Source organism: Sphingobium sp. YBL2, from assembly GCF_000943805.1.
Taxonomy (GTDB): Bacteria; Pseudomonadota; Alphaproteobacteria; order Sphingomonadales; family Sphingomonadaceae; genus Sphingobium; species Sphingobium fuliginis.
Map to the genome: position 1 here is coordinate 2,010,044 of NZ_CP010954.1, position 25,879 is coordinate 2,035,922.

The 25,879-nt window shown below is 65.8% G+C and carries 23 protein-coding genes; 12 read left to right on the forward strand and 11 right to left on the reverse strand.

From position 1 onward, the window contains the following. Positions 1-4: 4 nt before the first annotated feature. The 4 genes from TZ53_RS09210 to TZ53_RS09225 all read right to left on the reverse strand — a co-directional run bounded on the left by TZ53_RS09210 (position 5) and on the right by TZ53_RS09225 (position 6,004). Positions 5-3,202 (reverse strand): efflux RND transporter permease subunit, encoded by a 3,198-nt coding sequence (locus TZ53_RS09210; protein WP_044661086.1) that lies wholly within the window; start codon positions 3,200-3,202, stop codon positions 5-7. Positions 3,203-3,414: 212 nt separating this feature from the next. Continuing rightward, on the reverse strand, positions 3,415-4,665 hold the full coding sequence (locus TZ53_RS09215) for an efflux RND transporter periplasmic adaptor subunit (RefSeq protein ID WP_025549483.1): 1,251 nt from the start codon (positions 4,663-4,665) through the stop codon (positions 3,415-3,417). Positions 4,666-4,669: 4 nt separating this feature from the next. Next, a complete protein-coding gene (locus TZ53_RS09220; RefSeq protein WP_025549484.1) occupies positions 4,670-5,047 on the reverse strand; it encodes a hypothetical protein in 378 nt (125 codons plus the stop codon). 348 nt (positions 5,048-5,395) lie between these two features. After that, a complete protein-coding gene (locus TZ53_RS09225) occupies positions 5,396-6,004 on the reverse strand; it encodes a TetR/AcrR family transcriptional regulator (RefSeq protein ID WP_044661087.1) in 609 nt (202 codons plus the stop codon). Between the two features lie 100 nt (positions 6,005-6,104). On the opposite strand from TZ53_RS09225, the gene TZ53_RS09230 reads away from it, so the two are divergent. Beyond that, on the forward strand, positions 6,105-7,001 hold the full coding sequence (locus TZ53_RS09230; protein WP_044661088.1) for a LysR family transcriptional regulator: 897 nt from the start codon (positions 6,105-6,107) through the stop codon (positions 6,999-7,001). Positions 7,002-7,060: 59 nt separating this feature from the next. Here TZ53_RS09230 and TZ53_RS09235 read toward each other — a convergent pair whose 3' ends face one another. Next, complete coding sequence (locus TZ53_RS09235; protein ID WP_025549487.1) at positions 7,061-7,510, reverse strand: MarR family winged helix-turn-helix transcriptional regulator; 450 nt, start codon at positions 7,508-7,510, stop codon at positions 7,061-7,063. A 78-nt stretch (positions 7,511-7,588) separates the two neighbouring features. Here TZ53_RS09235 and hmgA point away from each other — a divergent pair, with 78 nt between their 5' ends. The 9 genes from hmgA (at position 7,589) to fdhD (ending at position 17,258) form a co-directional block, all read left to right on the forward strand. After that, on the forward strand, positions 7,589-8,929 hold the full coding sequence (hmgA, locus tag TZ53_RS09240; protein WP_025549488.1) for a homogentisate 1,2-dioxygenase: 1,341 nt from the start codon (positions 7,589-7,591) through the stop codon (positions 8,927-8,929). After that, a complete protein-coding gene (gene fahA, locus TZ53_RS09245) occupies positions 8,926-10,227 on the forward strand; it encodes a fumarylacetoacetase (protein WP_044661089.1) in 1,302 nt (433 codons plus the stop codon). The genes hmgA and fahA overlap by 4 nt, the downstream gene beginning before the upstream one ends. Further along, positions 10,224-10,868, forward strand: a complete 645-nt coding sequence (gene maiA / locus TZ53_RS09250; RefSeq protein ID WP_044661090.1) for a maleylacetoacetate isomerase — start codon at positions 10,224-10,226, stop codon at positions 10,866-10,868. The genes fahA and maiA overlap by 4 nt, the downstream gene beginning before the upstream one ends. Then, positions 10,865-11,230: a Rieske (2Fe-2S) protein gene (locus TZ53_RS09255; RefSeq protein ID WP_025549493.1), complete on the forward strand. Its 366-nt coding sequence runs from the start codon at positions 10,865-10,867 to the stop codon at positions 11,228-11,230. The genes maiA and TZ53_RS09255 overlap by 4 nt, the downstream gene beginning before the upstream one ends. A gap of 87 nt (positions 11,231-11,317) precedes the next feature. Then, on the forward strand, positions 11,318-11,785 hold the full coding sequence (locus TZ53_RS09260) for a formate dehydrogenase subunit gamma (protein ID WP_025549494.1): 468 nt from the start codon (positions 11,318-11,320) through the stop codon (positions 11,783-11,785). Further along, positions 11,782-13,362, forward strand: coding sequence for an NADH-ubiquinone oxidoreductase-F iron-sulfur binding region domain-containing protein (locus TZ53_RS09265; RefSeq protein ID WP_044661091.1), 1,581 nt, complete (start codon positions 11,782-11,784; stop codon positions 13,360-13,362). The genes TZ53_RS09260 and TZ53_RS09265 overlap by 4 nt, the downstream gene beginning before the upstream one ends. Then, the gene (gene fdhF, locus TZ53_RS09270; RefSeq protein WP_025549495.1) at positions 13,359-16,205 is read left to right on the forward strand and encodes a formate dehydrogenase subunit alpha; all 2,847 of its coding nucleotides are present in this window, start codon (positions 13,359-13,361) and stop codon (positions 16,203-16,205) included. The genes TZ53_RS09265 and fdhF overlap by 4 nt, the downstream gene beginning before the upstream one ends. Before the next feature lie 10 nt (positions 16,206-16,215). Next, the gene (locus TZ53_RS09275) at positions 16,216-16,452 is read left to right on the forward strand and encodes a formate dehydrogenase subunit delta (protein ID WP_025549496.1); all 237 of its coding nucleotides are present in this window, start codon (positions 16,216-16,218) and stop codon (positions 16,450-16,452) included. Beyond that, positions 16,449-17,258, forward strand: a complete 810-nt coding sequence (gene fdhD / locus TZ53_RS09280) for a formate dehydrogenase accessory sulfurtransferase FdhD (protein WP_025549497.1) — start codon at positions 16,449-16,451, stop codon at positions 17,256-17,258. Before TZ53_RS09275 ends, fdhD begins: the two co-directional genes overlap by 4 nt. A gap of 66 nt (positions 17,259-17,324) precedes the next feature. Here fdhD and TZ53_RS09285 read toward each other — a convergent pair whose 3' ends face one another. The 5 genes from TZ53_RS09285 to TZ53_RS09305 form a co-directional block, all read right to left on the reverse strand. Continuing rightward, positions 17,325-18,890, reverse strand: a complete 1,566-nt coding sequence (locus tag TZ53_RS09285; protein ID WP_052628177.1) for a DUF4139 domain-containing protein — start codon at positions 18,888-18,890, stop codon at positions 17,325-17,327. 8 nt (positions 18,891-18,898) lie between these two features. Further along, complete coding sequence (locus TZ53_RS09290) at positions 18,899-20,389, reverse strand: DUF4139 domain-containing protein (protein ID WP_025549499.1); 1,491 nt, start codon at positions 20,387-20,389, stop codon at positions 18,899-18,901. 222 nt (positions 20,390-20,611) lie between these two features. Further along, entirely contained in the window at positions 20,612-22,006 is a 1,395-nt protein-coding gene (locus TZ53_RS09295) for an NAD(P)(+) transhydrogenase (Re/Si-specific) subunit beta (protein WP_044661092.1), read from the reverse strand. A gap of 1 nt (position 22,007) precedes the next feature. Further along, positions 22,008-22,298 (reverse strand): NAD(P) transhydrogenase subunit alpha, encoded by a 291-nt coding sequence (locus tag TZ53_RS09300; protein ID WP_025549500.1) that lies wholly within the window; start codon positions 22,296-22,298, stop codon positions 22,008-22,010. Continuing rightward, complete coding sequence (locus tag TZ53_RS09305) at positions 22,295-23,434, reverse strand: NAD(P) transhydrogenase subunit alpha (protein ID WP_025549501.1); 1,140 nt, start codon at positions 23,432-23,434, stop codon at positions 22,295-22,297. Before TZ53_RS09305 ends, TZ53_RS09300 begins: the two co-directional genes overlap by 4 nt. A 223-nt stretch (positions 23,435-23,657) precedes the next feature. Between TZ53_RS09305 and TZ53_RS09310 the strand changes: the two genes are divergently transcribed. Both TZ53_RS09310 and TZ53_RS09315 read left to right on the forward strand, forming a co-directional pair. Continuing rightward, the gene (locus TZ53_RS09310) at positions 23,658-24,353 is read left to right on the forward strand and encodes an FCD domain-containing protein (protein WP_025549502.1); all 696 of its coding nucleotides are present in this window, start codon (positions 23,658-23,660) and stop codon (positions 24,351-24,353) included. Between the two features lie 90 nt (positions 24,354-24,443). Next, positions 24,444-25,028 carry a TetR/AcrR family transcriptional regulator gene (locus TZ53_RS09315; RefSeq protein ID WP_025549503.1) on the forward strand — a complete coding sequence of 195 codons (585 nt, stop codon included), beginning with the start codon at positions 24,444-24,446 and terminating at the stop codon, positions 25,026-25,028. 32 nt (positions 25,029-25,060) lie between these two features. Here TZ53_RS09315 and TZ53_RS09320 read toward each other — a convergent pair whose 3' ends face one another. Continuing rightward, the gene (locus TZ53_RS09320; RefSeq protein WP_025549504.1) at positions 25,061-25,771 is read right to left on the reverse strand and encodes a helix-turn-helix domain-containing protein; all 711 of its coding nucleotides are present in this window, start codon (positions 25,769-25,771) and stop codon (positions 25,061-25,063) included. Positions 25,772-25,879: the final 108 nt, after the last annotated feature.

Sequence of the window (25,879 nt, forward strand, 5' to 3'; positions counted from 1 at the left end):
TTCCTTATTCGGCGGGTTGCAGCGCGGCGGGGGCCTGACCCTTGCCCTTGCGGGAAAAGCGGTCGCCCAATGCGCGGCACACGACATAGAAAGTGGGGGTGAAGAGCAGGCCGAAAGCCGTCACGCCGGTCATCCCGAAGAAGACGGCCGTGCCCAAAGCCTGCCGCAGCTCCGCGCCCGCCCCGCTCGCGATCACCAGCGGCACCGCGCCCAGGATGAAGGCGAAGCTGGTCATCAGGATCGGACGCAGACGGGTCTGCGCTGCCTGAACGGCGGCATCCACCGGCGAAAGTCCCTGTTCCTCTTCGGCCTGCTTGGCGAACTCGACCACCAGGATCGCGTTCTTCGCCGCCAGGGCGATCAGCACGACCAGCCCGATCTGCGTTAGGATATTATTGTCCATGCCCCGCAGGTTCACGCCCAGCATGGCCGCGAACAGGCACATCGGCACGATCAGGATGATCGACAGCGGCAGCGTCAGGCTTTCATATTGCGCCGCCAGCACCAGGAAGACGAAGAACACCGCCATGGCGAAGACGACGCCCGCCGTATTGCCGGCGATCACCTGCTGATAGGCGACGCCCGTCCATTCCTTGCCATAACCGGCGGGCAGGGTGGAATCGGCCAGCTTCTCCATCGTCGTCAGCGACTGGCCCGAACTGTATCCGGGCGCGGTATCGCCGTCGATCTCCACCGCCGGCAGCAGGTTGTAGCGCACCACGCGATAGGGGCCGGTCTTGTCCCTGAAGGTCGAGACGGAACCGATGGGCACCATCTGCCCGCTGTTCGACCGGGTCTTCAGATTGGCAATGTCCGCCACCGTGCCGCGATGGTCGGCATCGGCCTGCGCGGTCACGCGATAGGTGCGCCCCAGCAGGTTGAAGTCGTTGACGAAGGCGGAGCCCAGATAGACCTGCATCGCTTCGAACACGCGCTCCGGCGGCACGCCCAGCAGGTCGGCCTTGCGCCGGTCCACATCGGCATAGACGCGGGGCGTGCCGACATCGAACAGCGTATAGACCATGTTGAGTCCGGGCGTCTGGTTCGCCTTGGCGATGAAGTCCTGGGCGACCTTGTTCAGCCCGGCATAGCCATGATCCTCACGATCCTGCACCATCAGGCGGTATCCGCCCGCCGAACCGATGCCCTGGATGAGCGGCGGCGGCACGAGCAGGATGCGGGCCTTGTCATAACCGGCGACGGCCTTGTTCGCCTGCTCCATGATCCCGGCATAGGTGACGCCTTCTTGCCGACGCTCGGCGAAGGTCTTGAACGGGAAGTAGATGGCGGCGCTGTTGGGCGCCTGCGTCTGCGAAGGGCCATGGAAACCGGCGAACATCACCGCGCCGCGTAGGCCCTTTACCGGCAGGATTCTCGCCGCGACCTCCCGCGTCACCTTGTCGGTGCGTTCCAGCGAAGCGCCGGAGGGCAACTGCACCACGGCCAGGAAATAGCCCTGATCCTGCGCGGGGATGAAGCCGCCGGGCGTCACCCAGAACAGGGCGATGGTGGCGGCGATCAGCCCCGAATAGGTCAGCAGCATCTTCTTGGGCCGCGCGACGAGGAAGCGGGTGAGGCGGGCATAGCCAGCGCTCAGCCGGTCGAAGCCGCGATTGAAGCGGTCGGCCGCCTGCCCGGCCAACCGGCGCCAGCGCGGCGCATTGTCCAGATCATGCCCGCCATTTTGGGCATGGGGCTTCGACTTCAGCAACAGCGCCGCCGCCGCCGGAGACAGAGTGAGCGAGAGGATCAGCGAAATGATCGTCGCGGTCGAAATGGTGACGGCGAACTGCTGGTAGAAAGCGCCCGAAATGCCGGTGATGAACAAAGTCGGCACGAACACCGCACACAGGACGAGGACGATGGCGATCAGCGCCGTGGACACCTCATCCATGGACACGCGGGCGGCCTCCAGCGGCGACATGCCATGCTCGATATTGCGCTCGACATTCTCGACCACGACGATGGCGTCGTCGACGACGATGCCGATGGCCAGCACCAGCCCGAACAGCGACAGATTGTTCAGCGAATAGCCCAGCCCCGCCAGGATCGCCGCCGTGCCGATCAGCGAGACCGGAATGGCGATGATCGGGATGACCGCCGCGCGCCAGTTCTGGAGGAAGACCAGAATGACGAGCACGACCAGGATCACCGCTTCGAACAGCGTGTGATAGACGGCGTCGATGGACTGGGCGATGAATTCGGTCGGATTGTAGATGACGCTATATTCCAGCCCCTTGGGGAAGCGCTTGGAAAGCTGCTCCATCTCCGCCTTCACCTTCTCCGCCGCGTCCAGCGCGTTGGAGCCGGGGCGCTGCATCGTCGCGATGACGACGGTGGGCTTGTTCGACAGATAGGTGTTGATGCCATAATCCTGCGCGCCCAGTTCGACGCGGGCGACGTCGCCCACCCGGACCTGACGGCCGTCCGCATCGGTGCGGATGACGATGTCCGCAAACTGCTGCGGCTCGGTCAGGCGGCCCTGCATCTCGACGCCAAGCTGGAAGGCTTCACCGCGATCATAAGGGGGCTGGCCGATGGAACCGGCGGACACCTGCACATTCTGGGCGCGCAGGGCCTGCACGATCTCGCCCGCGGTCAGGTTGAGCGCGGCGGCGCGGTCGGGGTCGATCCAGATGCGCATCGCATAGTCGCGCGATCCGAAAAGCTGCACGTCGCCCACGCCGTCCAGCCGCGCCAGCCGGTCGCGCACCTGCGTCAGCGCATAGTTGGAGATATAATCGCGGTCGAACGTCCCGTCCGGCGACTGGAGGTTCACGACCATCAGGAATTCCGGGGTCGTCTTGCGCGTGACGACGCCCAGCCGCTGCACCTCTTCGGGCAGGCGCGGGATGGCGACGGCGACGCGGTTCTGGACCAGCACCTGCGCGGCGTCCAGATCGGTGCCGACCTTGAAGGTGACGGTGATCGTGACCTTGCCGTCGCCGGTCGACTGGCTGCTCTGGTAGAGCATGTCGTCGACGCCGTTGATCTCCTGCTCGATCGGCGCGGCGACGGTGGACGCGACGGTTTCGGCGGATGCGCCGGGATATTGGGCGGACACCGTGACCGTGGGCGGCACGATGTCCGGATATTGCGAAACGGGCAGACCGACAAAGGCGATCGCGCCGACCACGGTGATGATCACCGCGATCACGGCGGCAAAGATCGGCCGGTCGATGAAGAAACGGGAGAGGCGCATCGGACGAATTCCTCGATGGCGTGAAAAGGGGTTCGCGATCCGGGGAGCGCGCGTTTCAGCTTGATTTCCTACCTCTGCCTCCGTTCGCCCTGAGCTTGTCGAAGCCTGTCCTGAGCGCCTGCCTTGCAGGCAGTCGAAGGGGGCTTCACTTCTCTTCAAGGAAAAGTGCAGGGCTTCGACAGGTTCAGCCCGAACGGGGAGGGCGTGATGCCTTAGCGCGCAAAGGTCGCCTGCGCCGCAACCGGCGCCGCCGCATCCACCGCCGCAACCGGCGCCGGAGCCGCCTTGATCGCCGCCGGCTTCGTCGCGACCTTCGCACCCGGCATGGCCGCCTGAATGTTCGACACGATCACCCGGTCGCCGGGCGTCAGCCCCGCGCGGATGATGCGCAGCCCGTCCACCACCGGACCCAGCTCCACCGGCTTCGCCGCGACGCTGTCGTCCCGCCCGACCACCAGCACGGTCTTGCGCGCCTGATCGGACTGGATCGCCTCATCCGGCACCAGCAAGGCATTGACCTTGCCGCCATTGGCCAGCCGCATATTGCCGAACAGCCCCGGCGTCAGGAACATGTCCGGATTGTCGAACACGGCCCGCACCCGGATCGTCCCCGAACGCGGATCGAGCCCATTGTCGGTGAAGTCCAGCCGCCCCTTGTGCCGATAATCCGCTTCATCCTGCAACCGCACCTCGACCGCCCCGCCAGCGCCCCTGTCGCGCTGCGACTTCAGATACAGCGCCTCGGACGCATCGAAGTTGAAGTAAATGGGATCGAGCTTGTTGACCGTGGTCAGCAATGTCGCGCCCGCCCCTTCGCCCGCCGAGACGAGATTGCCGATATCGACCCGCCGGTCCGAAACCCGCCCCGAAATCGGCGCGCGGACCTGCGTGAACTCCATGTCGAGCGCCCGCTGCCGCTCCCGCGCCTGCGCCCCCGCCAGCGCGGCCTGCGCCGCCTGCAACCGCGACCGGAGCGAGTCCACTTCACTCGCCGAAACCGCCTCATCCCCCGTCAGACGCTGGACGCGGCTATAATCATTCTGCGCCAGCAGCAAGGCGCTGCGGGCGCTCGCCGTGCTGGCCTTCGCCTCCGCCAGAGCCGCCAGGAAGGGCCGCTGGTCGATGGTGAAGAGCAGTTGCCCCGCCTTCACATAATCGCCGTCCCTGAAGTGGATCGCCGTCACCGACCCCGACACGCGGGGACGAATCTCGACCGTCTGGCTGGGCGCGAAGCGTCCGACATAATCGTCCCACTGCGTCACCGCGCGGGTCAGCGGGGCGGAGACGCCCACGGTGACCAGCGGGGTGGCGGCCGCCTGCGCCTCGGGCCTGTCGATCAGCTTCCACGTCACGCCGCCCAGGATGGCGAGCGCGATCACGCCCAGCGAAACATGGCGCTTTCGCCAGCGGGCGAGGGGGGTGGCCGACCTGGTGTCGACGTCGATGGGGGTGTGCATGTTCATGGTGTCAGCTCCGGGAACCTTGGAAGCGCCGTTGCGCGCTGATGCTGGCCAGCAGCGTTTCGAGCTGGCCCTCGTTGAATCCGGCCTTCAAAAAGGCCTTCAGGAAGGAAGGACGGACCGCATAGCCGCGATGCCAGGCGTCGACCGCCAGACGGCGCAGGCTCTCCAGCCGCTTGTTGGCAAGGCGCGGATTGGCCCGCTCCCCAAATATCCAGCTTTTCACCCGGTCCCAGCGGTCCGGCGCGCGCAGCGACGACAGGCCGTCCCCCCGCGCAAGCTGGATGATCTGCCATTCGACGGGCGCGAAACCGGCGTTCGCCGCCCTTTTGACGCCAATCGCTCCGCCATCTTCGGCCAGCGTGGCAAGTTGCAGAAATGCCATGGCAATTCCCCTGTGCATGACGCGCAACCGGGAATCGGGCCGACGCATCGTCGTCCGCTGCGAGCCATCCCGGCCGAACGTGGAAAAAAAACCTCTCCGCCGCGCGACCGGCGGGCCGCGCGTCGAACAATGGAATGATGGTCAGGTCGCGCCGCCCTGTTGGGCTGGTCGCGTCAGGTCGTCAGCGACGACAGGATTTGAGAAACGTCCGCATCATGTGACCTCTTTTGGAGAGCAGGTCTATTCAATACTGACTGGTATATAATGCGGTGCAGCAGCAGGGTCAACAGGCTTTTTATACCGTTTGGTAATTTTTCGGTATGGAATTCCGGAAAGCCCGGTTTTCCGTCACTTCCCCGGCCAGACGGCCAGCGTCGTCTCCACCAGTTGCTCCAGCAGTTCACGCGACATCCCCGCGCTCGCATGCACGGCCATGCCCTGCACCACGGCGGTCAGATAGGTGGCCAGCGCCTTCGGCTCGATCGTGTCGGGAAAGTCGCCTTCCTCCCGCGCCCGTTCCAACCGCGCCACCAGGGCCGCGTCGGAGGAGGCGCGGCGGGCGATGACCTCGTCGCGGATCGACTCGGCCTGCGTGGCGCAGGCGACCGCGCTGATCACGCCCAGGCAGCCATGCGGATCGGTCGTCCCGGTCTGGATCGCCAGCGACCCGCGCAGCAGCCGTTCGGCCACGCCCTTTGCGGTGGGTTCGTCCAGCGCGGACTTGATGTAGCACAGCTTGTCGCGCTCATAGAGGTCGAGCGCCTTGCGGAACAGCGATTCCTTGTTGCCGAAACAGGCGTAGAGGCTGGGCTTGGTGATGCCCATCGCCTCGGTCAGTTCCGCCATGGACGCGCCTTCATAGCCACGCCGCCAAAAGACGGTCAGCGCGGCACTGAGCGCTTCTTCGGGATCGAACTCCCTCGGGCGTCCCCTCGCTATCTGAGTCTGTGTTTCCATACCGAGCGGTATATAGTGAGAGTTGCGCCCATCGTCCAGACCCGGCTTCTACGGAGCGCCACTTTGCCCTATCAGCCGGAAAAAAGAGAGTAAAGCGCGCATGCAGACCCGCCTTCTTCAATATTTCCTGGCCCTGGAGAGGGAAGGGCATTTCGCCCGCGCCGCCGCTGCCTGCCATGTCTCGCAGCCCACGCTCTCGGCCGGCATTTCCGCGCTGGAGGCGCAACTCGGCAAGCGCCTGATTCAGCGCAACCGCCGCTACGCCGGGCTGACCGAGGAGGGCCGGGCGATCCTCCCTTGGGCGCAGCAGCTTGTCGCGGCGGCGGACAATCTGATGCAGGCGGCGGCGGTCGCCAAGGGCCCCTTGCAGGGCGAATTGCGCCTGGGCGCGATCCCGGCCGCCATGCCCGCCGTCGGCCCGCTGGTGGAGGCGCTGCTGGAGCGGCATCCCGGCCTCAACATCTCGGTCCGGGCGCTGACCTCGCGCAAGATCGAGCGGGAGCTCGCCGCCTTCGAACTGGACGCGGGCCTCACCTATCTGGATTTCGAGCCGCCCTCCCACATGCTGGCCGCGCCCCTTTATGTCGAGCGCTACATGCTGGTGGCGGCGCGGGGCGTGCTGGATGAAAAGCGCCCGCCGGACTGGGAGGATGTGGCCGCCCTGCCGCTGTGCCTGCTCCATCAGGGCATGCAGAACCGGCGCATATTGGACGCCCGGCTGGGCGAACGGGGCCTTGCGCTGCGCCCGGTGGTGACGGCGGACAGCTATGTCGCCCTGTTCGCGCTGGTGCGGCAGGGGCGGCTCTGCTCCATCGTGCCGGACAGCCATGCGATGCTGCTCGACGGTCTGGACTGGGTGCGCACCTTCGCGCTGCCGGACGCGGAGGAGGGGAGCCGCATCGGCGTGATCGTCTCCGACCGCGCCCCGCTGGGCCCGCTGGCGCAAGCGGTCCTGACCGTGGCGCGGGACATTTCGGACAGGATGGGGCTGGGTTGAAACGCAGCGCGCCCGACCCGAACGGGATCGGCTGATCCCGTAGAGCGGCCGGACAAAAATTATTCCCCATCCCCCAACACAATCGCATCGATCCGCCGCAACATGGCGACGAACGACTCCACCTCCTCCGCACTGAAATGCGAGAATATCCCGCTCTCCAGCTCCAGCGCCCTGGGCGCGATGGCCCCATGCAACCGCCGCCCTTCCTCCGTCAGCGCCAGCAGATGCGACCGCCGGTCCTCCGCATTGGGCAGGCGCTGGACAATCCCCTGCCCGCTCAACGCAATCGCCGCCCGGCTGACCGTCACCTTGTCCATGCGGCTCCGGGCGCAGATCTGCTGCTGCGTAACGCTGCCAAGCTCCGCCACCCAGGCAATGACCCGCCATTCCGCAATGCTGATCCCGAACAGCCTCTCATAACTTTGCGCGATGGTGTCGCTCAGCAACGCCGCCGTGAAGGACAGGCGATAGGGAATGAACTGATCGAGGCGCAGCGTCTTGGCGGTCATCCACAACTGGTAACATTTGATACTTCATCGGCAAAGCGCTATGATGGTAACAATTGATACCACAGGAGTCGCGCCGAAATGGGAGAGAGCAGGCCATCCGCAGCCGCCATGCTGACAGGCTTCGGCAATCATTTCGCGACGGAGGCGGCGCCCGGCGCCCTGCCCGTGGGCCGCAACTCCCCGCAACACGCCCCCTATGGCCTTTACGCCGAACAACTGTCCGGCACCGCCTTCACCGCGCCCCGTGCGGAAAACCGGCGAAGCTGGCTCTACCGCCTGCGCCCCGCGGCCAATCACCCGCCCTACCGCCCCTATGAGGCCGAAACCCTCCTGCGCAGCGGCCCCTTCGACGAAGCCCCCCCGACGCCCAACCGCCTGCGCTGGGACCCCCTGCCGCTCCCCGAACGATCGGTGGATTTCCTCGACGGCCTCATCAGCTATTGCGGCGCGGGCGATCCGGCGGCGGGCGAGGGCCTGGCCGTCCATCTCTACGCCGCCAACCGCCCGATGGAAAAGCGCGCCTTCACCAATGCCGACGGCGAAATGCTGATCGTGCCGCAGCAAGGCAGGCTGCGCCTCACCACCGAAATGGGCGTGATGGATGTCGCGCCGGAACAGATCGCGCTGATCCCCCGCGGCGTGCGTTTCAGGGTGGACCTGCCCGACGGAACGGCGCGGGGCTATGTCTGCGAAAATTACGGGGCCTTGTTCCGCCTCCCCGACCTCGGCCCCATCGGCGCCAACGGCCTCGCCAACGCCCGCGATTTCGAAACCCCCGCCGCCTGGTTCGAGGATGACGACAGCCCCCACGAAATCGTCCAGAAATTCGCCGGCCAGCTGTGGACGACGACGCAGGACCATTCCCCCTTCGACGTGGCGGCCTGGCACGGCAATCTCGCGCCCTGCCGCTACGATCTGCGCCGGTTCAACACGATGAACACGGTCAGCTACGACCATCCCGATCCGTCGATCTTCACCGTGCTGACCTCCCCCAGCGACCGGGCGGGAACCGCCAATTGCGACTTCGTGATCTTCCCGCCGCGCTGGATGGTGGCGGAGGACACATTCCGCCCGCCATGGTTTCACCGCAATGTGATGAGCGAATTCATGGGCCTGATCCACGGCGTCTATGATGCCAAGGCAGGCGGCTTCGCGCCGGGCGGCGCGTCGCTGCACAATTGCATGGCGGGCCACGGCCCGGACAAGGCCAGCTATGAAGGCGCGCTGGCCGCCGAGTTGAAACCGCACCGGATCAGCGACACCATGGCCTTCATGTTCGAAAGCCGCTTCGCCTTTCGCCCGACCCGCTTCGCGATGGAAACGCCGCTGGGCCAGTTGGACTATGACGATTGCTGGTCCGGCTTCACCAAGGCGCAACTGCCGCAAGGGGCCGGCTCAAGAGAAGAGGAGGGGGCATGAGCTTCCCGCAGATAGACGAAACCCATGATCCCGCCCGGTCGAGCTGGGTCGAGGGAGCCGATGGCCATCCCGACTTCCCGGTCCAGAACCTGCCCTACGGCATTTTCTCGCCCCCCGGCGGCGCGGCGCGGGCGGGCGTCGCGATAGGGGAGCGGATTTTCGACCTGCGCGCCGCCGCCGAAGCGGGCCTGCTTCCCGCCGCCGCCGCCGCCGTCCTGCACGGAACCACCCTAAACGCCCTGATGGCGCTCCCGGCGGCGGACCGGCTGGCGCTGCGCCGCTGGCTCAGCGCCCTCTTCAGCGATGAAGGACAGCGCCACGCCGTCGAACCCCTGCTGCACCGGGCGGCGGATTGCGCGCTGCACCTGCCCGCCGCGATAGGCGATTATACCGACTTCTATGTCGGCATTCACCACGCCACCAATATCGGCAAGCTGTTCCGCCCCGACAATCCGCTGCTGCCCAATTATAAATATGTCCCCATCGGCTATCATGGACGGGCATCCTCCATCCGGCCGTCAGGCGTGCCGGTGATCCGCCCGCAGGGCCAGCGCAAGGCCCCCGATGCCGATGCTCCGGTGGTGGGGCCCAGCCAACGACTGGATTATGAGCTGGAACTGGGCATCTGGATCGGCGCGGGCAATGCGCTGGGGGAGCCTGTGCCGATTGCCGAGGCGGCGAACCATATAGCGGGCTTCTGCCTGCTCAACGACTGGTCGGCGCGCGACTTCCAGGCATGGGAATATGTGCCCCTGGGCCCGTTCCTGGCCAAGAATTTCCAGTCCACCATCTCCCCCTGGGTCGTGACGGCGGAGGCCATGGCCCCCTTCCGCATCGCCCAGCCTCCAAGGCCGCAGGGCGACCCGCAACCCTTGCCCTATTTGTGGGACGAACAGGATCAGGCCCATGGCGCACTGTCCGTCGATCTGGAGGTCCATCTGTCGAGCGCAAACATGCGGGCGCAGGGCCTCGCGCCCATGCGCCTCTCGCGCGGCCCCGCTTCCTCCATGTACTGGACCGCGCAGCAGATCGTCGCCCATCATGCGTCCAACGGCTGCAACCTCAATCCCGGCGACCTGCTGGGGACGGGCACGCTCTCCGGCCCGACGCCGGACAGCTATGGCAGCCTCATGGAACTGACCGAGGGCGGCAAGACGAAGATCCTCCTGCCGACCGGTGAGGAACGCGCCTTTTTGCAGGATGGCGACGAACTGGCGCTTAAGGCGGTGGCGCGGGCGGATGGCTATGTCCCCATCGGCTTCGGGGAATGCCGCGCCCTGATCGAGCCGGCGCGATGAGCGCGCTCACCCTCCACGGCTATTGGCGTTCGACCAGCTCCTATCGCGTACGGATCGCGCTGAACCTGAAGGGCGTGGCCTATGATCAGGTCACGCACGACCTGCGCACCGGCGCGCAGCGGGAACCGGACTATCGTGCCCTGTCCCCGCAAGGGCTGGTCCCCGCCGTGGAGGCGCAGGGTTTTGCGTTCACGCAAAGCCCCGCCATTCTGGAGTGGATCGAGGAACGCTGGCCGCAACCGCCCCTGCTGCCGCCCGATGCGGAGGGGCGGGCAATCGTGCGCTCCATGGCGGCGCTGATCGGCTGCGACATCCATCCGCTCAACAATCTGCGCGTCCTTCAGGCGCTGAAGCAGGATTTCGGCGCGGACCAGCCCGCCCTCGACACATGGATCGCCCGCTGGATCACGGACGGCTTCGCCGCGCTGGAGGCATGGGTGATGCGCCATGGCCGGGGCTTCGCCTTTGGCGATCGGCCGGGGCTGGCGGACTGCTATCTGGTGCCGCAACTCTATTCGGCGGAGCGCTTCCATGTCGACCTGTCCGCCTTTCCCGCCCTCGTCGCGGCGGGGGAAAAGGCGCGGGCGCTGGACGCCTTTGCAATGGCCCATCCGTCCGTCCAGCCCGACGCCGATCCATGAGCGAGGACGAACGGCTGACCGCGACCCCGCCGGGCGTGGCCCTGGCTCCGCTCGACAGCATAGCGGACGGCAAGGCGCGCAATTTCGTGATCCAGATGCGCAAGGGCCGCTTTCACGGCTTCGTCCTGCGCATCGGGAACGAAGTCCGCGGCTATGTCGACCGCTGCCCCCATATGGGCCTGCCCCTGGCACAGAAGCTGGACGATTATCTGACGCCGGACGGCGCCCTGATCGCCTGTAGCTGGCACGGCGCCCTCTTCGCGCCATCCGACGGCGCATGCCTGGGCGGCCCCTGCGCGGGCGCTGCGCTGATCCCCTGGCCGGTGACGGTCGAAGACGGAATGATCGTGACGGCGGTTTGATAGATAATCTCTATCAAACATGATCGTCTTCGATTTGACGCCACTCCCGCCAGCGCGCAGCATGGCGCGCAGGAAAGGGCGGAAAAGATGCAGCAGGAAGACGCGACGAGGCTGATAGAGGACTGGACCCGGACCCATGGCCGCACCCGCGACCGCCTGCTCCCGCTGCTGCACATGTTGCAGGAAGAGATAGGCTTTATCGATGATGCAGCCATCCCCGCCATCGCCACCGCACTCAACCTCAGTCGCGCAGACGTTCATGGAGTTGTGACCTTCTACCATGATTTCCGCCGAACCCCCGCCGGCCGGCATGTCGTAAAACTCTGCCGCGCCGAAAGCTGCCAGGCCCGCGGCGCCACGGCAATCGAGAAGGCCGCAACCGATCGGCTGGGCGTCCCCATGGGCGAGACGCGCCCGGACGGACAGGTCACGCTGGAACCCGTCTATTGCCTCGGCCTGTGCGCCGTCGGTCCCAACGCCCTTGTCGACGGAAGGCCGGTCGCGCGGATCGATGCGGCCACGCTGGACCGGATCGCGCAGGAGATCGCGGCATGAAGCGGGTCTATGTCAGCCGGGACATGGCCTCCGTCGCCCTGGGCGCGGACGAGGTTGCCCACGCCTTCGAAGCCGCAGGATGCGAGGTGGTCCGCACCGGCAGCCGGGGGCTCTTTTCCATCGAGCCCTTGGTCGAGGTCGAAAGCGAGGGGAAGCGGATCGGCTTCGGGCCGGTCGGCCCCGCCGACATAGCGGCCGTACTGGACGGCAGCCATGAAGCGCGGCTGGGCGACGTGGCGGCCTTGCCCTTCTTCGCCGGGCAGCAACGCTTCACCTTCGCGCGCTGCGGAGTGATCGATCCGCTCAGCCTGAAGGACTATGCCGAACATGGCGGCTGGCGCGGGCTGGAAACGGCGCGCGGCATGACGCCCCAGGCGGTGGTGGATGCGGTGAAGGCATCCGGCCTGCGCGGGCGGGGAGGGGCGGGCTTTCCCACCGGCATCAAATGGCAGACGGTGCTGGATGCGGTTTCGGACGCCAAGTTCATCGTCTGCAATGCCGATGAAGGCGATAGCGGCACCTTTGCCGACCGGATGCTGGTCGAAGGCGATCCCTTCTGCCTGATCGAAGGAATGGCGATAGCCGGTCATGCCGTGGGAGCAAGCCACGGCTATATCTATATCCGCAGCGAATATCCCTTCGCCATCGCCGCCATGCGGGAAGCGATCCAACTCTCCGCCGAGCGGACCGCGCCTTTCACGCTCGAAGTGCGCGTCGGGGCGGGCGCCTATGTCTGCGGCGAGGAAACTGCGTTGCTTGAAAGCATCGAGGGCAAGCGGGGACAGGTGCGGGCAAAGCCGCCTCTTCCGGCGCTGGCGGGGCTGTTCGGACGACCGACGGTGATCAACAATCTGCTCAGCCTGGCGGCGGTTCCCTTCATCCTGGCGGAAGGGGCGAAGGCCTATGCGGACGTCGGCTTCGGCCGGTCGCGCGGCACCATCCCGGTGCAGCTTGCGGGCAATGTGAAGCATGGCGGCCTCTATGAGATCGGCTTCGGCATCACGCTGGGCGAACTGGTGAACGACATCGGCGGCGGCACGGCCAGCGGGCGGCCCGTCCGCGCGGTGCAGGTCGGCGGCCCCCTTGGCGCTTATTTCCCGCCCAGCATGTTCGACCTGCCCTTCGATTATGAGGCTTTCGCGCAGGCTGGCGGGCTGATCGGCCATGCCGGGATCACCGTGTTCGACGACAGCGTCGACATGGCGCATATGGCCCGCTTCGCGATGGAATTCTGCGCGGTCGAAAGCTGCGGCAAATGCACCCCTTGCCGGATCGGGTCGACGCGGGGCGTCGAGGTGATGGACCGGATCATCGCGGCGCGGGACAGCGCGACCGTCGTTCAGGCCGGACGCAATTGGGAGGGGTATCTCCAGAAAGCGCTCAATTCCCGCACGCCCGACCGGATCGATACCGGGCTGGAGGCGCAGACGGCGTTGCTGCGCGACCTTTGCGACACGATGAAACATGGCTCGCTCTGCGCGCTGGGCGGTTTCACGCCCTATCCGGTGCTGAGCGCGCTCGATCATTTCCCCGAGGATTTCGGTGCCAAGTCGCCGGTGAAGGAAGCTGCGGAATGAGCTACACGCGCGAAACCGACCATGGAACCCCGCCCGCCATATCGACCGGCAGGAGCGTGACCCTCACCATCGACGGCGATACCGTGACGATGCCGGAAGGCACGTCGATCATGCGGGCGGCCTCGCTGACCGGCTGTTCGATCCCCAAGCTGTGCGCGACCGACAATGTCGAAAGCTTCGGTTCCTGCCGCCTCTGCCTGGTCGAAGTGGAAGGACGCAACGGCTATCCCGCCTCCTGCACCACGCCGATTGCCGAGGGCATGGTGGTGCGGACGCAGAGCGAGCGGCTGAAGCAGTTGCGGCGCGGGGTGATGGAGCTGTACATCTCGGACCATCCGCTCGACTGCCTGACCTGCCCGGCCAATGGCGATTGCGAATTGCAGGAGCAGGCGGGCGCCGTGGGCCTGCGCGACGTGCGCTACGGCTATGACGGCGCGACCAATATGGGGCAGGCGAAGGACCGGTCGAACCCCTATTTCGACTTCGATCCCAGCAAATGCATCGTCTGCTCCCGCTGCGTGCGCGCCTGCGACGAGGTGCAGGGCACATTCGCCCTGACCATCGAAGGGCGGGGCTTCGACTCCAGGGTTTCGCCATCGCAGGGGCGGGATTTCCTCTCGTCCGAATGCGTGTCCTGCGGCGCCTGCGTCCAGGCATGCCCGACCGCGACCCTGACCGAGAAGAAGGTGGTGGAGATCGGCACTCCGGATCGCGCAGTCGTCACCACCTGCGCCTATTGCGGCGTCGGCTGCACCTTCCGCGCGGAGATGCGGGGCGAGGAACTGGTCCGCATGGTGCCGTGGAAGGACGGCAAGGCCAATCACGGGCATAGCTGCGTCAAGGGCCGCTTCGCCTGGGGCTATGCCCAGCACCGCGACCGTATCCTCAAACCCATGATCCGCGCTTCGGTCGACGAACCCTGGCGCGAAGTGTCGTGGGAGGAGGCCATCGCCCATACCGCCAGCGAGTTCCGGCGCATCCAGGCAAAATATGGCACGCGCAGCATCGGCGGCATCACCTCCAGCCGCTGCACCAATGAGGAGACCTTCCTCGTCCAGAAGCTGATCCGCCAGGGTTTCGGCAACAATAATGTCGATACCTGCGCGCGGGTCTGCCATTCTCCCACCGGCTATGGGCTGAAGACGACCTTCGGAACCTCGGCGGGCACGCAGGATTTCGACAGCGTGATGCAGGCCGACGTGATCCTGGTCATCGGCGCCAATCCGACCGACGGCCATCCGGTCTTCGCCAGCCGCATGAAGAAACGGCTCAGGCAGGGCGCCAAGCTGATCGTCATCGATCCCCGGCGGATCGATCTGGTGAAGTCGCCCCATGTCGAGGCTTCCCATCATCTGCCGCTCCGGCCCGGCACCAATGTCGCCATGCTGACGGCGCTGGCGCATGTGATCGTGACGGAAAAGCTCTATGACGAGGCGTTCATCCGCGATCGTTGCGATTGGGATGAGTTTGCCGAATGGGCCGATTTCGTTTCCGAACCGCAGCGCTCGCCCGAAGCGGTCGAGCCCCTTACCGGCGTCAAGGCGACGGAGGTCCGCGCCGCCGCCCGGCTTTATGCGACCGGCGGCAATGGCGCGATCTATTACGGACTGGGCGTGACCGAGCACAGCCAGGGCAGCTCCACCGTCATGGCCATCGCCAATCTCGCCATGGCGACCGGCAATATCGGGCGCGAAGGCGTGGGCGTGAATCCCCTGCGCGGGCAGAATAATGTGCAGGGTGCCTGCGACATGGGCAGCTTCCCGCACGAATTTTCGGGCTATCGCCATGTCTCCGACGATGCGGTGCGCGGCCAGTTCGAACAGGCCTGGGGCGTCACGCTGGATGCGGAGCCGGGGCTGCGCATCCCCAACATGCTCGATGCAGCGACGGACGGCACGTTCAAGGGCATCTTCATCCAGGGCGAGGATATTCTCCAGTCCGATCCCAACACCCATCATGTCGCGGCGGGGCTTGCCGCGATGGAATGCGTCGTCGTGCAGGACCTGTTCCTCAATGAGACGGCCAATTATGCCCATGTCTTCCTGCCGGGATCGACCTTCCTGGAGAAGGATGGAACCTTCACCAACGCCGAACGCCGCATCCAGCGCGTGCGCAGGGTGATGGCGCCGCTCAACGGCCATGCCGATTGGCAGATCGTCCAGTTGGTCGCGCAGGCCATGGGGCTGGGCTGGTCCTATGCGCACCCTTCCGAAATCATGGACGAGATCGCCGCGCTGACGCCCACCTTCGCGGGCGTGCATTATGACCGGCTGGATGCAGAGGGATCGCTGCAATGGCCTGCCAATGATGCAGCGCCCGACGGCACGCCAACCATGCATATCGGCGGCTTTGTGCGGGGGAGGGGCAAGTTCGTCGTCACCGACTATGTGCCGACCGATGAGAAGACCGGGCCGCGCTTCCCGCTGTTGCTGACCACCGGGCGCATCCTCAGCCAATATAATGTCGGCGCGCAGACGCGGCGGACCGCGAACGCGGCCTGGCATCCGGAGGATCGGCTGGAAATCCATCCCAACGACGCCGAAAATCGCGGGATCAGCGATGGCGACTGGGTCTCGCTCAAGAGCAGGGCCGGGGAAACCAGCCTGCGCGCCCTGATCACGGAGCGGGTCGCGCCGGGCGTGGTCTACACCACCTTCCACCATCCCGACACGCAGGCCAATGTCATCACCACCGACTATTCCGACTGGGCCACCAATTGCCCGGAATATAAGGTGACGGCGGTCCAGGTCATGCGTTCCAACGGACCGAGCGACTGGCAGCGCGACTATGCGGAGCAGGCACGGCACAGCAGGCGCATTGCGCCCTTGGAAGCGGCCGAATAGGATCGAGCGCATGAGCGATGAAAATGAAGTCATGTCGACCGAGGACCGCCTGATCTACATGGCGAACCAGATCGCGCGCAATGTCGCGGCGTTGGGCGAGGCGGAAGCTGTCGCCATGACGGCGGACCATATCCGTGCCTTCTGGGATCCGGCGATGAAGCAGCGCATTGCTTTGCTGGCGGCCGCGCGTCCCGGCGCACTGTCTCCGATAGCCGCCGCCGCTGTCGGCCGGGTCGTGGCGCTTTGAGCGCCGCGCCCGAAGATCGGCCCTTCACCTTCAGGCACATAACGCCGGCAGGCCCCATCACCCCGGTGACGCGGGAATTGGCAGAGGAAGTGCCGATCGCCATCGAATTCAACGGCATCGGCTATGCCGTGTTGATGGCTACACCCGCCGATGTCGAGGAACTGGTGCTGGGTTTCACGCTGGCGGAGCGGTTGATCGGCCGGGAAGATGCGCCGTTCGAGGTGGATGTGCATGCGACCGAACAAGGGATCATTGCCCGGGCGACCCTGCCGGAGGAGCGAACGGAGGCCTTGCTGAGCCGGGTGCGGCATCGCGCCTCGGAATCGTCCTGCGGAATTTGCGGGGTGGAGAATCTGGAACAGGCGATCCGGCCCCTGCCATCCGTCACGGTTTCGACACGGGCCGACAAACAGGCGGTTTTTCGGGCGCTGGGGGAATTGAAAGGACATCAACCGCTCAATGCGAGAACCGGCGCGGCCCACGCGGCGGCGCTGGTGGCGGCAGACGGCACGATCCGCCTGGCGAGGGAAGATGTCGGGCGGCATAATGCGTTCGACAAGCTGATCGGCGCGATGTGGCGGCGTGGATGGACATGGGATGGCGGCTTCGCGCTGCTTTCCTCGCGCTGCTCCTATGAATTGGTGGAGAAGGCCGTGCTGGCGGACTGCCCCCTGCTGGTGACGATCTCCGCGCCGACGCGCCTTGCAGCCGAACGGGCGGCGGGGGCGGGGCTGGCTCTGGTGGCGCTGGCGCGCGCTGACTCCATCCTGTTATTCGGGGAAGGGGGGCTGGACCTCGATCAGTGAAGAAGCGCAGGGCTTCTGCCGCGATACTGGTTTCGCGGGAATCCGGATGCGCTCCAGGGCCGGGCCCTAATTCGGCTGCCCGGCGGATCGGAAGCGCAGGCGGATCGTTCCGTTCGCCGGCACCGTCATGGCCCAGACCTGCTTGCCCGGCTTTTTCGTCAGGCGACCGCTGAAGCCGCTGAATAGCCGTCCGCCGTTCGCTGGAAAGTCGATCTCGAAACGGATGGGGAAGGGATTGGCGTTGCGCACGACAAGGTTGTGATGGAGGATGCCCTTGCCCGCCTCTTCCTGTTCCGGTTCCAGTGTCAGGTTGCTGGCTTGCGCGAAGGACCATTCGACTTCCTCGTCGACGGTCTTGTCGCCTGTGGTGCTTTCCCCGACATACATGCGGCCCCAGGGGCTGTCCTGATAGAGAACCGCGCGTCCCGCCGGAAGGGGATCGCCCAGGCCATCCTTCCTGCCGTTGCGGAAGCGGAACAGCATCCGGGGATCGTCCGGCTCTTCCCACCTCATCTCCGTGCGATAGACCAGGCTGCCCTTCACCTTCTGCTTCACCAGAAACGCCACCTGCTTCTGTGCACGGGCGGCGACGGTGACGGGAACGGGAATGCGGTACAGCTTGAGGTCGCCCAGATTTTCCGCCCTGGCGACCACGGCGACAGGAGCGGGGGCCGACAGCATGCCTTCCTGCCGCCGCTGGGCCGTCACGACAATGTCTTCGCCCGCCATCATCATGGCCATGGGCGGCGGTGCAGGCGGCGGCGGCGTGCCGCTGCCCAGGTCGCTCGTCGTCCCGGCGGGCCAGCAGGCGCTGAACCTGTTCAGATAGCGGGCTTCTTCACGCGCCCTTTCGCCGCTGTCGTCGCGGCTGTCCTCCGAACGGTTCACCCTTCCGGCTATGGCGGAAGCGGTTGCATCGGCAAAGCTGGTGTCGTCCGCGCTCGCCAGCGTCAGCCAGCCGAGCAGGTCCAGCGATTGGCCGTGCGGGGCCAATGTGCCGACATAGGTCGCATCCCAGTCGAAGCCGGTGGCGATATAGGCCAGGGTGATCGTCGCAGGTCCGCCGGGCTGGTCCCTGGTCGTCATGGTCAGCACCGGCTTTGCGGAGAGGGTCGCGGGCGCCCCCGGATAGAGGAGCGTCTGGTGCAGTCCGGAGCAATAGAGCGCCTCCACGCCTCGCATGGTCGTCACCACCAGACGGTCGGCGGCGGATCGCACGGTCGCGCTTTCCTCGACCGTCCTGCCGCTTGCCGGGTCGGTGCGGCGAAGGATCACCCGTTGCCCGGTAAAGGCGTCAACCAGCCCCTTTTGCGACAGCAGCGCCGCGTCGCGATTGCGCTCCCGCGGGGGCGCGCCAAAGAGGATCGCCGATTGCGGCACGATGCCGCTCGCCACCCCCTCGAACCGGATCACGGCTTCGCCCGGCGGCAACATAACCGTGCGCGTCTCCGCGATCAGGGCGAAGGCGCCGGGCTCATCGCGGTCGAGCGGAGCCTCTCCCCGCTCCGGGTCGCGGTAGAGCGTGACCGCCACCTTGTCCGGACCGCTGGAGATCACGACCGGCAACTGCGCCCTCGCGGCCAGGGGCGCCCAAAGCGGCAGGATCATCAGCCACAGCCACAGGCGGGGCATGGCCGCGCTTACCAGGGGGTGAGGAAAGTGGCGGTCAGTTCGACCTTGCCATTGGCGGGCACCGGCACCACCCAGCGCCGCAGGTCAGCCGTTTCCTGCACGCCGGGAATGCTCTCCTCCGGCACGCGCAGGTCGCGCCACCACCACCATTGGGACAGGCCGGACTGGACCACGTCGACATTCACCGGCACCGGCTTGGCATTGGTGACGATGTAGCGCATCCGCGTGCGAAAATATTTCTGCGGCCGCTCGACATAGCCTTCCGCCTTTGTGCCGTCGGGATAGGCGACGCGCCAGCGCTCGGTCTTCGTCCATTCGTCCGTCGTGATCGTGTCGCGCTGCTCGACCACCGGCTGCACCTTCACGTCGAAGGCGTCGCCCGTTCGCAGGGCGAGGGTGGAGCCGCCGGGCGTGTGCGGAATGCCGCTTTCCCCGATGAACTGGGCCTGCCCGCGCGCATCCCGCATATAGACGCGAACCGTGCCCGCGGGCAGGGCCGCGCCGATTCCGGAAGCCTTGGCATTGGAGAATTTGAGCACCGATGCGGCGCTTTCCGCCTGGTCCTTGCTTTCCATCCAGTTGCTGCGGAACTCGTAACCGCGTTCCGCCGGCACGCCCGATGCGTCGAGGAAGCTCACCTGCTTGGTCTGGGCATTGGCGATCGTCGTGCGACCCTCGATCGGATAGACATGGAAGTCGCCCAGTTGCTCGCCGCCGCTCTCCGTGCCGGGCCGGTTTCCGCGAGGCTGGGGCCGGCCGCCATTATAGCCGCCATAAGATTGCTGCACCTGTCCGACTTCCCCGGCGACCAGCAGGGCGCGGGCGTTGGCGAAAGCGGTGCCGGTGCTGTTGTTGAGCGTGATCCAGCCCTGCATGTCGAGCTTGCCCGCTTTCTCGTCGAACAGGGCGACATAGTCTGATTTCCAGCTCATGCCCGGCGTCAGGTAGCTCAGCGTCACCGGCCTTGCACCGCCCTGCGGCGCATCCATGGTGACGCTCAGCGTCGGGCGCGCGCGCAGATTGGGCGGAATGGAGGAGAAAATGACCCGCACAGGCAGACCGTCGTCGCGCAGCACCTCGATCCGCTCACCGATCTTCAGCACCACCCCGCCATTGGCCGCCAGCACCATTGCCTGTTCCCGCGTTTCCGCGCCGGTGGCTGGGTTGGTGCGCAGCAGGGTGATCGTCTGGCCCACCGCCTTTTCCATCAGCGATGCGGGTGACAAAAGGTCATAGTCGAAATTCTGCTCGACAATGCCGATGCCTTCTCCCGACAATGTCACCGTTTCCGGGCGAATGCGCGCCGAGACATCGGGAAATTCCTGCCGGGAGCGTCCGGAGGGCAGGGTGATGCGGCGGAGGTCCTGCACCAGCGCCAGATCGTTATTATAGATGGTGACGGACAGGTCGCCCTGGGCATTCGGCGCGGAAGGCTGAGCAAAGAGCGCCTGGGGAGCCAGGACCGCAACCGAGATTATCGCAGGACATATCAGACGCATGAAGCCCCCCTCCGCCAATCCTGCAAGACATGCCGCAAAAACAAAGGTCGTTCCAGAGGCATAATCCCGGAACGACCTTTGTCGCCTTTCAAGATGACGGTGGTGCAGGGCGGACAGGACTGCGCCATTCTTCCGCCCCGCTCGCGAAGGCGTCCAGCCCGCACCCGGCCCGCCGCCCTTCCATCCGTTCGGATGCTGCGGAGGGAGGCGCCAGTCCGTCGCTCAATGCAGGCCCGAACCGCCGCCAGCCAGTTCCTTGGCGATGGTGCCGACCATGTCCTTGGCATCGCCGAACAGCATCTGGGTGTTGCTGTTATAGTAGATCGGATTGTCGATTCCGGCGAAGCCCGCATTCATCGAACGCTTGATCACGAAGACCGACTTGGCCCGATCCGCCTCGATGATCGGCATGCCCGCGATCGCGCTCTGCGGATCGTCGCGCGCCGACGGATTGATCGTGTCGTTGGCGCCGATGATCAGCGCCACGTCCGCCTGCGGCAGTTCGGGGTTGATGTCGTCCAGCTCGATCAACTGCTCATAGGGCACGTTGGCTTCGGCCAGCAGCACGTTCATATGTCCCGGCATGCGGCCCGCGACCGGATGGATCGCGAACTTCACATCGACGCCCTTCTTGGTCAGCGCCTGATACAGTTCGCTCACCTTGTGCTGCGCCTGCGCCACCGCCATGCCATAGCCCGGAATGATGACGACGCTGCTGGCGTTTTCAAGCTGCAACGCCGCTTCCTCGGCCGAGGCCGAACGGACAACGCGGTCGTCCTTGCCGCCCGCCGCGCCGGCCACGACCTTGCCGAAGCCGCCGAACATGACATTGGCGAAGCTGCGGTTCATCGCCTTGCACATGATGACCGCCAGGATGAAGCCCGACGCACCGTCCAGCGCGCCCGCCACGATCAGCAGCTTGTTCCCCAGGGCAAAGCCCATGGCGCTCGCCGCAAGCCCCGCATAGCTGTTGAGCAGCGCGATCACGGTCGGCATGTCCGCCCCGCCGATCGGGATCACCAGCAATATGCCGAACAGCAGCGCCAGCGCCACGAAGGCGGGGAACAGCCAGGTCTGCGTCGGATCGAGCGCGAGCATCGCGGCGATCACCAGCGCCGCCAGCGCCACGGCGCCGTTCACCACCCGCTGCCCGACGAAGGAGACGGGACGGCTGCCCATGATCTCCTGCAACTTCGCGAAGGCGATGACCGATGCCGTGCAGGTCAGGAAACCCAGCAGCATCTCGAACATCAGCGCCCACATGATGAAGCTGCCGGCATATTCGCCATGGGCGTGCTTGTAATATTCCGCCGCGCCGATCAGGCCCACGGCAAGCGCGCCGAAGGCGTGGGAGATGGCGGTCCGCTGCGGGATCGCCGTCATCGGCATCAGCAGCGCCATCGGGATGCCGGCGGCCGCGCCCGCGACCATGGCGATGAGGATCAGGTTGTAATCGACCACCTCATGCTGGACCAGCGCGCCGACGATGGCGACCAGCATGCCGATCTCGCCCGCGCGCACGCCCCGGCGGGCCGTCGACGGGTGGCTCATCCACATCAGCGCCAGGATGAACAGCGACGATGCGATGATCGCCGCAAAGGGTACGAATGCGTTCATCTCACTTCCCCCGCGGCTTGAACATCTTGAGCATGCGGTCGGTGATCATGAAACCGCTGACCAGATTGACCGTGGCGCAGAACACCGCGACGAAGCCCAGCGTCTTTGCCAGCGGCGTCGCGCCTTCCTCGCCCGTGATGCTGATCGCGCCCACGATCACCACCGCTGCGATGGCGTTGGTCAGCGACATCAAGGGCGAATGCAGCAGCGGCGACACCTTCTTGATGAGCTGAAAACCGACGAAGGCCGCCAGGATGAAGACGAACAGATAATCGGGATTAAGCGAACTCATGACAGTGCCCCCGTCAATTGAAGCAGCCTTTCGCTGACGACTTTCCCACCCTGCGTCACGCGGATGGCGTTGCCGATTTCCTCGTCCAGCACCGGCGCGTTCCGGTCCTTGTTCCAGAAGGCGGAGAGGAAGTTATAGAGGTTGCGCGCAAACAGGGCCGATGCGTCGGCGGCGAGGCGCGAGGGCACATTCTTGTGCCCGACGATCTTGACGCCGTGCCGTTCGACCACTTCGCCCAGCACCGCGCCCTCGACATTGCCGCCCTGCTCGACGGCCAGGTCGACGATCACGCTGCCCGGCTTCATCGACGCGATCTGCGCGTCTGAAATCAGGCGCGGCGCGGGCTTGCCCGGAATCAGCGCGGTGGTGATGACGATGTCCTGCTTGGCGATATGGCCGGACACCAGCTCGGCCTGCGCCTTTTGATAATCCTCGGACATTTCGGTGGCATAGCCGCCCTTGCCCTCGCCCTCGATGCCCGCGACGCTCTCGACGAAGATCGCCTTTGCGCCCAGGCTCTCGATCTGCTCCTTGGTCGCGGAGCGCACGTCGGTGGCGGAAACCTGCGCGCCCAGCCGCTTCGCGGTCGCGATCGCCTGCAGGCCCGCGACGCCGACGCCCATGATGAACGCCTTTGCCGGCGACACCGTGCCCGCCGCCGTCATCATCATCGGGAAGGACCGGCCATATTCGGCCGCCGCGTCCAGCACCGCCTTGTAGCCGGCAAGGTTGGACTGGGAGGAGAGAATGTCCATCGACTGCGCGCGGGTGATGCGCGGCATGAACTCCATCGCCAGCGCCTCGAAACCGGCGGCGGCATAGGCGTCGACCCGCGCCCGCTCGACAAAGGGATTGAGGCCCGCGACGATCCACGCGCCGGGCTTGGCGCCCGCGATGCTGGCCACGTCCGGCCCCTGCACGCCCAGGATGATGTCGGCATCCGCCACAGTAGCGACGCGATCCGCCACCGTCGCACCCATGGCGGCATAGTCCGCATCGGATATGGCGGCGGACAGGCCCGCCCCTGCTTCCACCGCGACTTCCGCGCCCAGCGCCTTGAATTTCTTGACCGTTTCCGGCGTGCCGGAAACGCGGCGCTCACCGGGCGCCATCTCTTTCACTATGCCGATCTTCACTGCATCCACCCTCGTCCCATGTTGGCAGGGCTCTGGCGCGGCCAAAAGCCGTCCTATCCTCAGCCCATACTAATATGCCCATTATCGACCCCTATGAATCGCAATACCGCCAAACCGGAAAGAATCAAACAAATAATATGCACATAATAGGACAGGATGTATGAGGAGTGCCCTTTTGCCGGCAAATTCGCTATGGGCGGTCGGACCCCAGACGAGGAGTAAGATGAGCATCCGCAAGCAGAATTCCCGCGAAGGACTGGTGACGGCGGCCGTGGCGAAGCTGCGTGACATGATCGTCGCCCAGCCGCCCGAAGCGCAGATCGGATCCCTGCCCGATCTGGCGAAGGCGCTGGGCGTGGGCATCGTCACCGTGCAGCAGGCGGCGCGCGTGCTGGAGCATGAGGGTTTCCTGAAGGTTCGGCGCGGCCCCGGCGGCGGCTATTACGGCACCCGGCCCGATGCGGAGGGTTTGAGCCAGGCGATTTCCGGCTTCCTGGCGCTGCATCATTCGGCGCATCCGGAGGCCATCGACATCATCACCCTGCTCGACTGCGAACTGATGGCGGCGGCGGCGCGCGCCACGGACGAGGCGCTTCGGCAGGAGCTTGCGGCGCTGGTCAAATCCATCGACGGGCGCAATACGGCGCGGCAGCGCGGCGCATTCGACCAGAGCATGCTGGACATTCTCTACCTGATGGTCGACCGCCCGCTGATGGAACTGCTCTCCCGCGTGGCCGTGCACCATTATGCCGAATATCCGCGCGGGCCGGTCTATGGCGGAAGCGAGGGCAAGCAGCGCTGGAAGCGGGAAAGACGCGCCATCATCGCCGCGATCCTCGACGGCGATCCGGAGCGCGCCCGCTTCGAAGCGCAACGGCGCCGACGGGAGATCATGCGCCAACTCGACGCGGCCATCTGAGGAGGCCGGCTCGGGCAAAGATGAAGCGCCGGTCCCTTCATCGGGAACGGAGGCTTCGCGGGCATTTAAGGATGTGCTAGCGCCGCCACGATGACAAAGCCTGTGCCGCCTTCTGGACCGAATGACGAGCCATCGTCGCGCCGCCGCCAGATATTGGAGATCGCCGCCCAGCTATTCGCGAAAAAGGGTTATCGCGGCACCTCCATGCGCGACATCGGCGAGCAGGCGGGCGTGCTGGGCGGTTCGCTTTACCATCATATCAGGTCCAAGGACGCCTTGTTCGTGGAACTGCACAATGCCGCGCTCGACAGGGCGGAAGAACGCATAGCCGCGGCCGTGCGGGCGCAATCCGATCCTTGGGCCCGGCTGTACGCGGCCTGCGCGACATTGTTGGACATCCAGCTTGCCCCCGGCTCCCTCACCACGCCGATGATGAACGACTTTCGGGAAGTGCCGGATGATGTCCGCGAACAGCTGATCGCGCGGCGCGACCGGTTCGAAGGGCTGTTTCGTTCGCTGGTCGAGGAACTGCCGCTGCCGGCCCCTATCGACCGGTCGATCTATCGCAACCTGCTTCTGGCGCAATTGAACGCCACCGCCGACTGGTACCGTCCCGGCAAGCTTGCTCCGGCGGAGATTGCGGCGCAGATCGTCGCCGTCTTTCGGCATGAATGATCTCTGCCCCGCCGGGGGAGGGCGTCCGCGTGCTAAAATTCGATGGAAATCTGCACCTTGAGCTTGCTCACCCCGGCCGCTTCGGCAATGCGCGTCTTCGCCTGATCGATGACCTCCTTCAGCGACCGGGCATAGGCCTCCGCGCCCGATGCGTCGGTTTCCCGGAGCGGCGGACGCCCCTTGCCGTACAGCAGCTGTTGCTCGGACAGGCCGAAGACCGCCGCAAGAATGCGCAGATTTTCCCTTCTCGGGGTCGTCCTGCCTGTCTCCCATCCCCAGATGGTGGGCTTGCTGAACCCCGTCCGCTCGGACAATGCCGTGCGGCTCAGCCCCTTTTCATGCCGCAGCCGCAGCAGGCGTTCGCCCAATCCTTCGGCGGCGGCTTCCTCCGGCGGATCGGCGGCAGGCTCCACATCGTCGCGCCCTGGACTGCGCAGCCTGATCGCGCTTACCGCGCCCTGGGGCAGCGACGTTTCGAAACGACAGCCGAACAGGGTCTCGTTCTGCCAGACGACACGGGCCACGACCCGGTCGGCATCGGGCAGGGACAGCATGATGCTCTGCCCGATCTCCAGCGTCGACCTGGTTTCTATCAGCATGCCGGCGGTCGAGATGTCGTGGATCACCACATTCGTGCTCGCGCCGTCGGACGTGCCGGGAAGTTCCAGGCGAATGCGCCAACGCGCGGCGTCTCGCCTGTTTTCGGACTCGGGTGGCTGGTCGACGATCGCTGGTATGGGCATTTTCCGACTATTCGCACCGGCGGGTTTCCGGAATGTTAATAAGTCGGTCGTGGACCTTGGGGATTGCCGAATGGCAGGGGATGCGCCGCGATTGACTGTAACAGATGT

What these genes read in the sequence shown, in the direction of transcription:
- TZ53_RS09210 (WP_044661086.1), bottom strand. Translation starts at nt 3,202, where the DNA reads ATGCGCCTCTCCCGTTTCTTCATCGACCGGCCGATCTTTGCCGCCGTG.
- TZ53_RS09215 (WP_025549483.1), bottom strand. Translation starts at nt 4,665, where the DNA reads ATGAACATGCACACCCCCATCGACGTCGACACCAGGTCGGCCACCCCC.
- TZ53_RS09220 (WP_025549484.1), bottom strand. Translation starts at nt 5,047, where the DNA reads ATGGCATTTCTGCAACTTGCCACGCTGGCCGAAGATGGCGGAGCGATT.
- TZ53_RS09225 (WP_044661087.1), bottom strand. Translation starts at nt 6,004, where the DNA reads ATGGAAACACAGACTCAGATAGCGAGGGGACGCCCGAGGGAGTTCGAT.
- TZ53_RS09230 (WP_044661088.1), top strand. Translation starts at nt 6,105, where the DNA reads ATGCAGACCCGCCTTCTTCAATATTTCCTGGCCCTGGAGAGGGAAGGG.
- TZ53_RS09235 (WP_025549487.1), bottom strand. Translation starts at nt 7,510, where the DNA reads ATGACCGCCAAGACGCTGCGCCTCGATCAGTTCATTCCCTATCGCCTG.
- hmgA (WP_025549488.1), top strand. Translation starts at nt 7,589, where the DNA reads ATGGGAGAGAGCAGGCCATCCGCAGCCGCCATGCTGACAGGCTTCGGC.
- fahA (WP_044661089.1), top strand. Translation starts at nt 8,926, where the DNA reads ATGAGCTTCCCGCAGATAGACGAAACCCATGATCCCGCCCGGTCGAGC.
- maiA (WP_044661090.1), top strand. Translation starts at nt 10,224, where the DNA reads ATGAGCGCGCTCACCCTCCACGGCTATTGGCGTTCGACCAGCTCCTAT.
- TZ53_RS09255 (WP_025549493.1), top strand. Translation starts at nt 10,865, where the DNA reads ATGAGCGAGGACGAACGGCTGACCGCGACCCCGCCGGGCGTGGCCCTG.
- TZ53_RS09260 (WP_025549494.1), top strand. Translation starts at nt 11,318, where the DNA reads ATGCAGCAGGAAGACGCGACGAGGCTGATAGAGGACTGGACCCGGACC.
- TZ53_RS09265 (WP_044661091.1), top strand. Translation starts at nt 11,782, where the DNA reads ATGAAGCGGGTCTATGTCAGCCGGGACATGGCCTCCGTCGCCCTGGGC.
- fdhF (WP_025549495.1), top strand. Translation starts at nt 13,359, where the DNA reads ATGAGCTACACGCGCGAAACCGACCATGGAACCCCGCCCGCCATATCG.
- TZ53_RS09275 (WP_025549496.1), top strand. Translation starts at nt 16,216, where the DNA reads ATGAGCGATGAAAATGAAGTCATGTCGACCGAGGACCGCCTGATCTAC.
- TZ53_RS09285 (WP_052628177.1), bottom strand. Translation starts at nt 18,890, where the DNA reads ATGCCCCGCCTGTGGCTGTGGCTGATGATCCTGCCGCTTTGGGCGCCC.
- TZ53_RS09290 (WP_025549499.1), bottom strand. Translation starts at nt 20,389, where the DNA reads ATGCGTCTGATATGTCCTGCGATAATCTCGGTTGCGGTCCTGGCTCCC.
- TZ53_RS09295 (WP_044661092.1), bottom strand. Translation starts at nt 22,006, where the DNA reads ATGAACGCATTCGTACCCTTTGCGGCGATCATCGCATCGTCGCTGTTC.
- TZ53_RS09300 (WP_025549500.1), bottom strand. Translation starts at nt 22,298, where the DNA reads ATGAGTTCGCTTAATCCCGATTATCTGTTCGTCTTCATCCTGGCGGCC.
- TZ53_RS09310 (WP_025549502.1), top strand. Translation starts at nt 23,658, where the DNA reads ATGAGCATCCGCAAGCAGAATTCCCGCGAAGGACTGGTGACGGCGGCC.
- TZ53_RS09315 (WP_025549503.1), top strand. Translation starts at nt 24,444, where the DNA reads ATGACAAAGCCTGTGCCGCCTTCTGGACCGAATGACGAGCCATCGTCG.
- TZ53_RS09320 (WP_025549504.1), bottom strand. Translation starts at nt 25,771, where the DNA reads ATGCCCATACCAGCGATCGTCGACCAGCCACCCGAGTCCGAAAACAGG.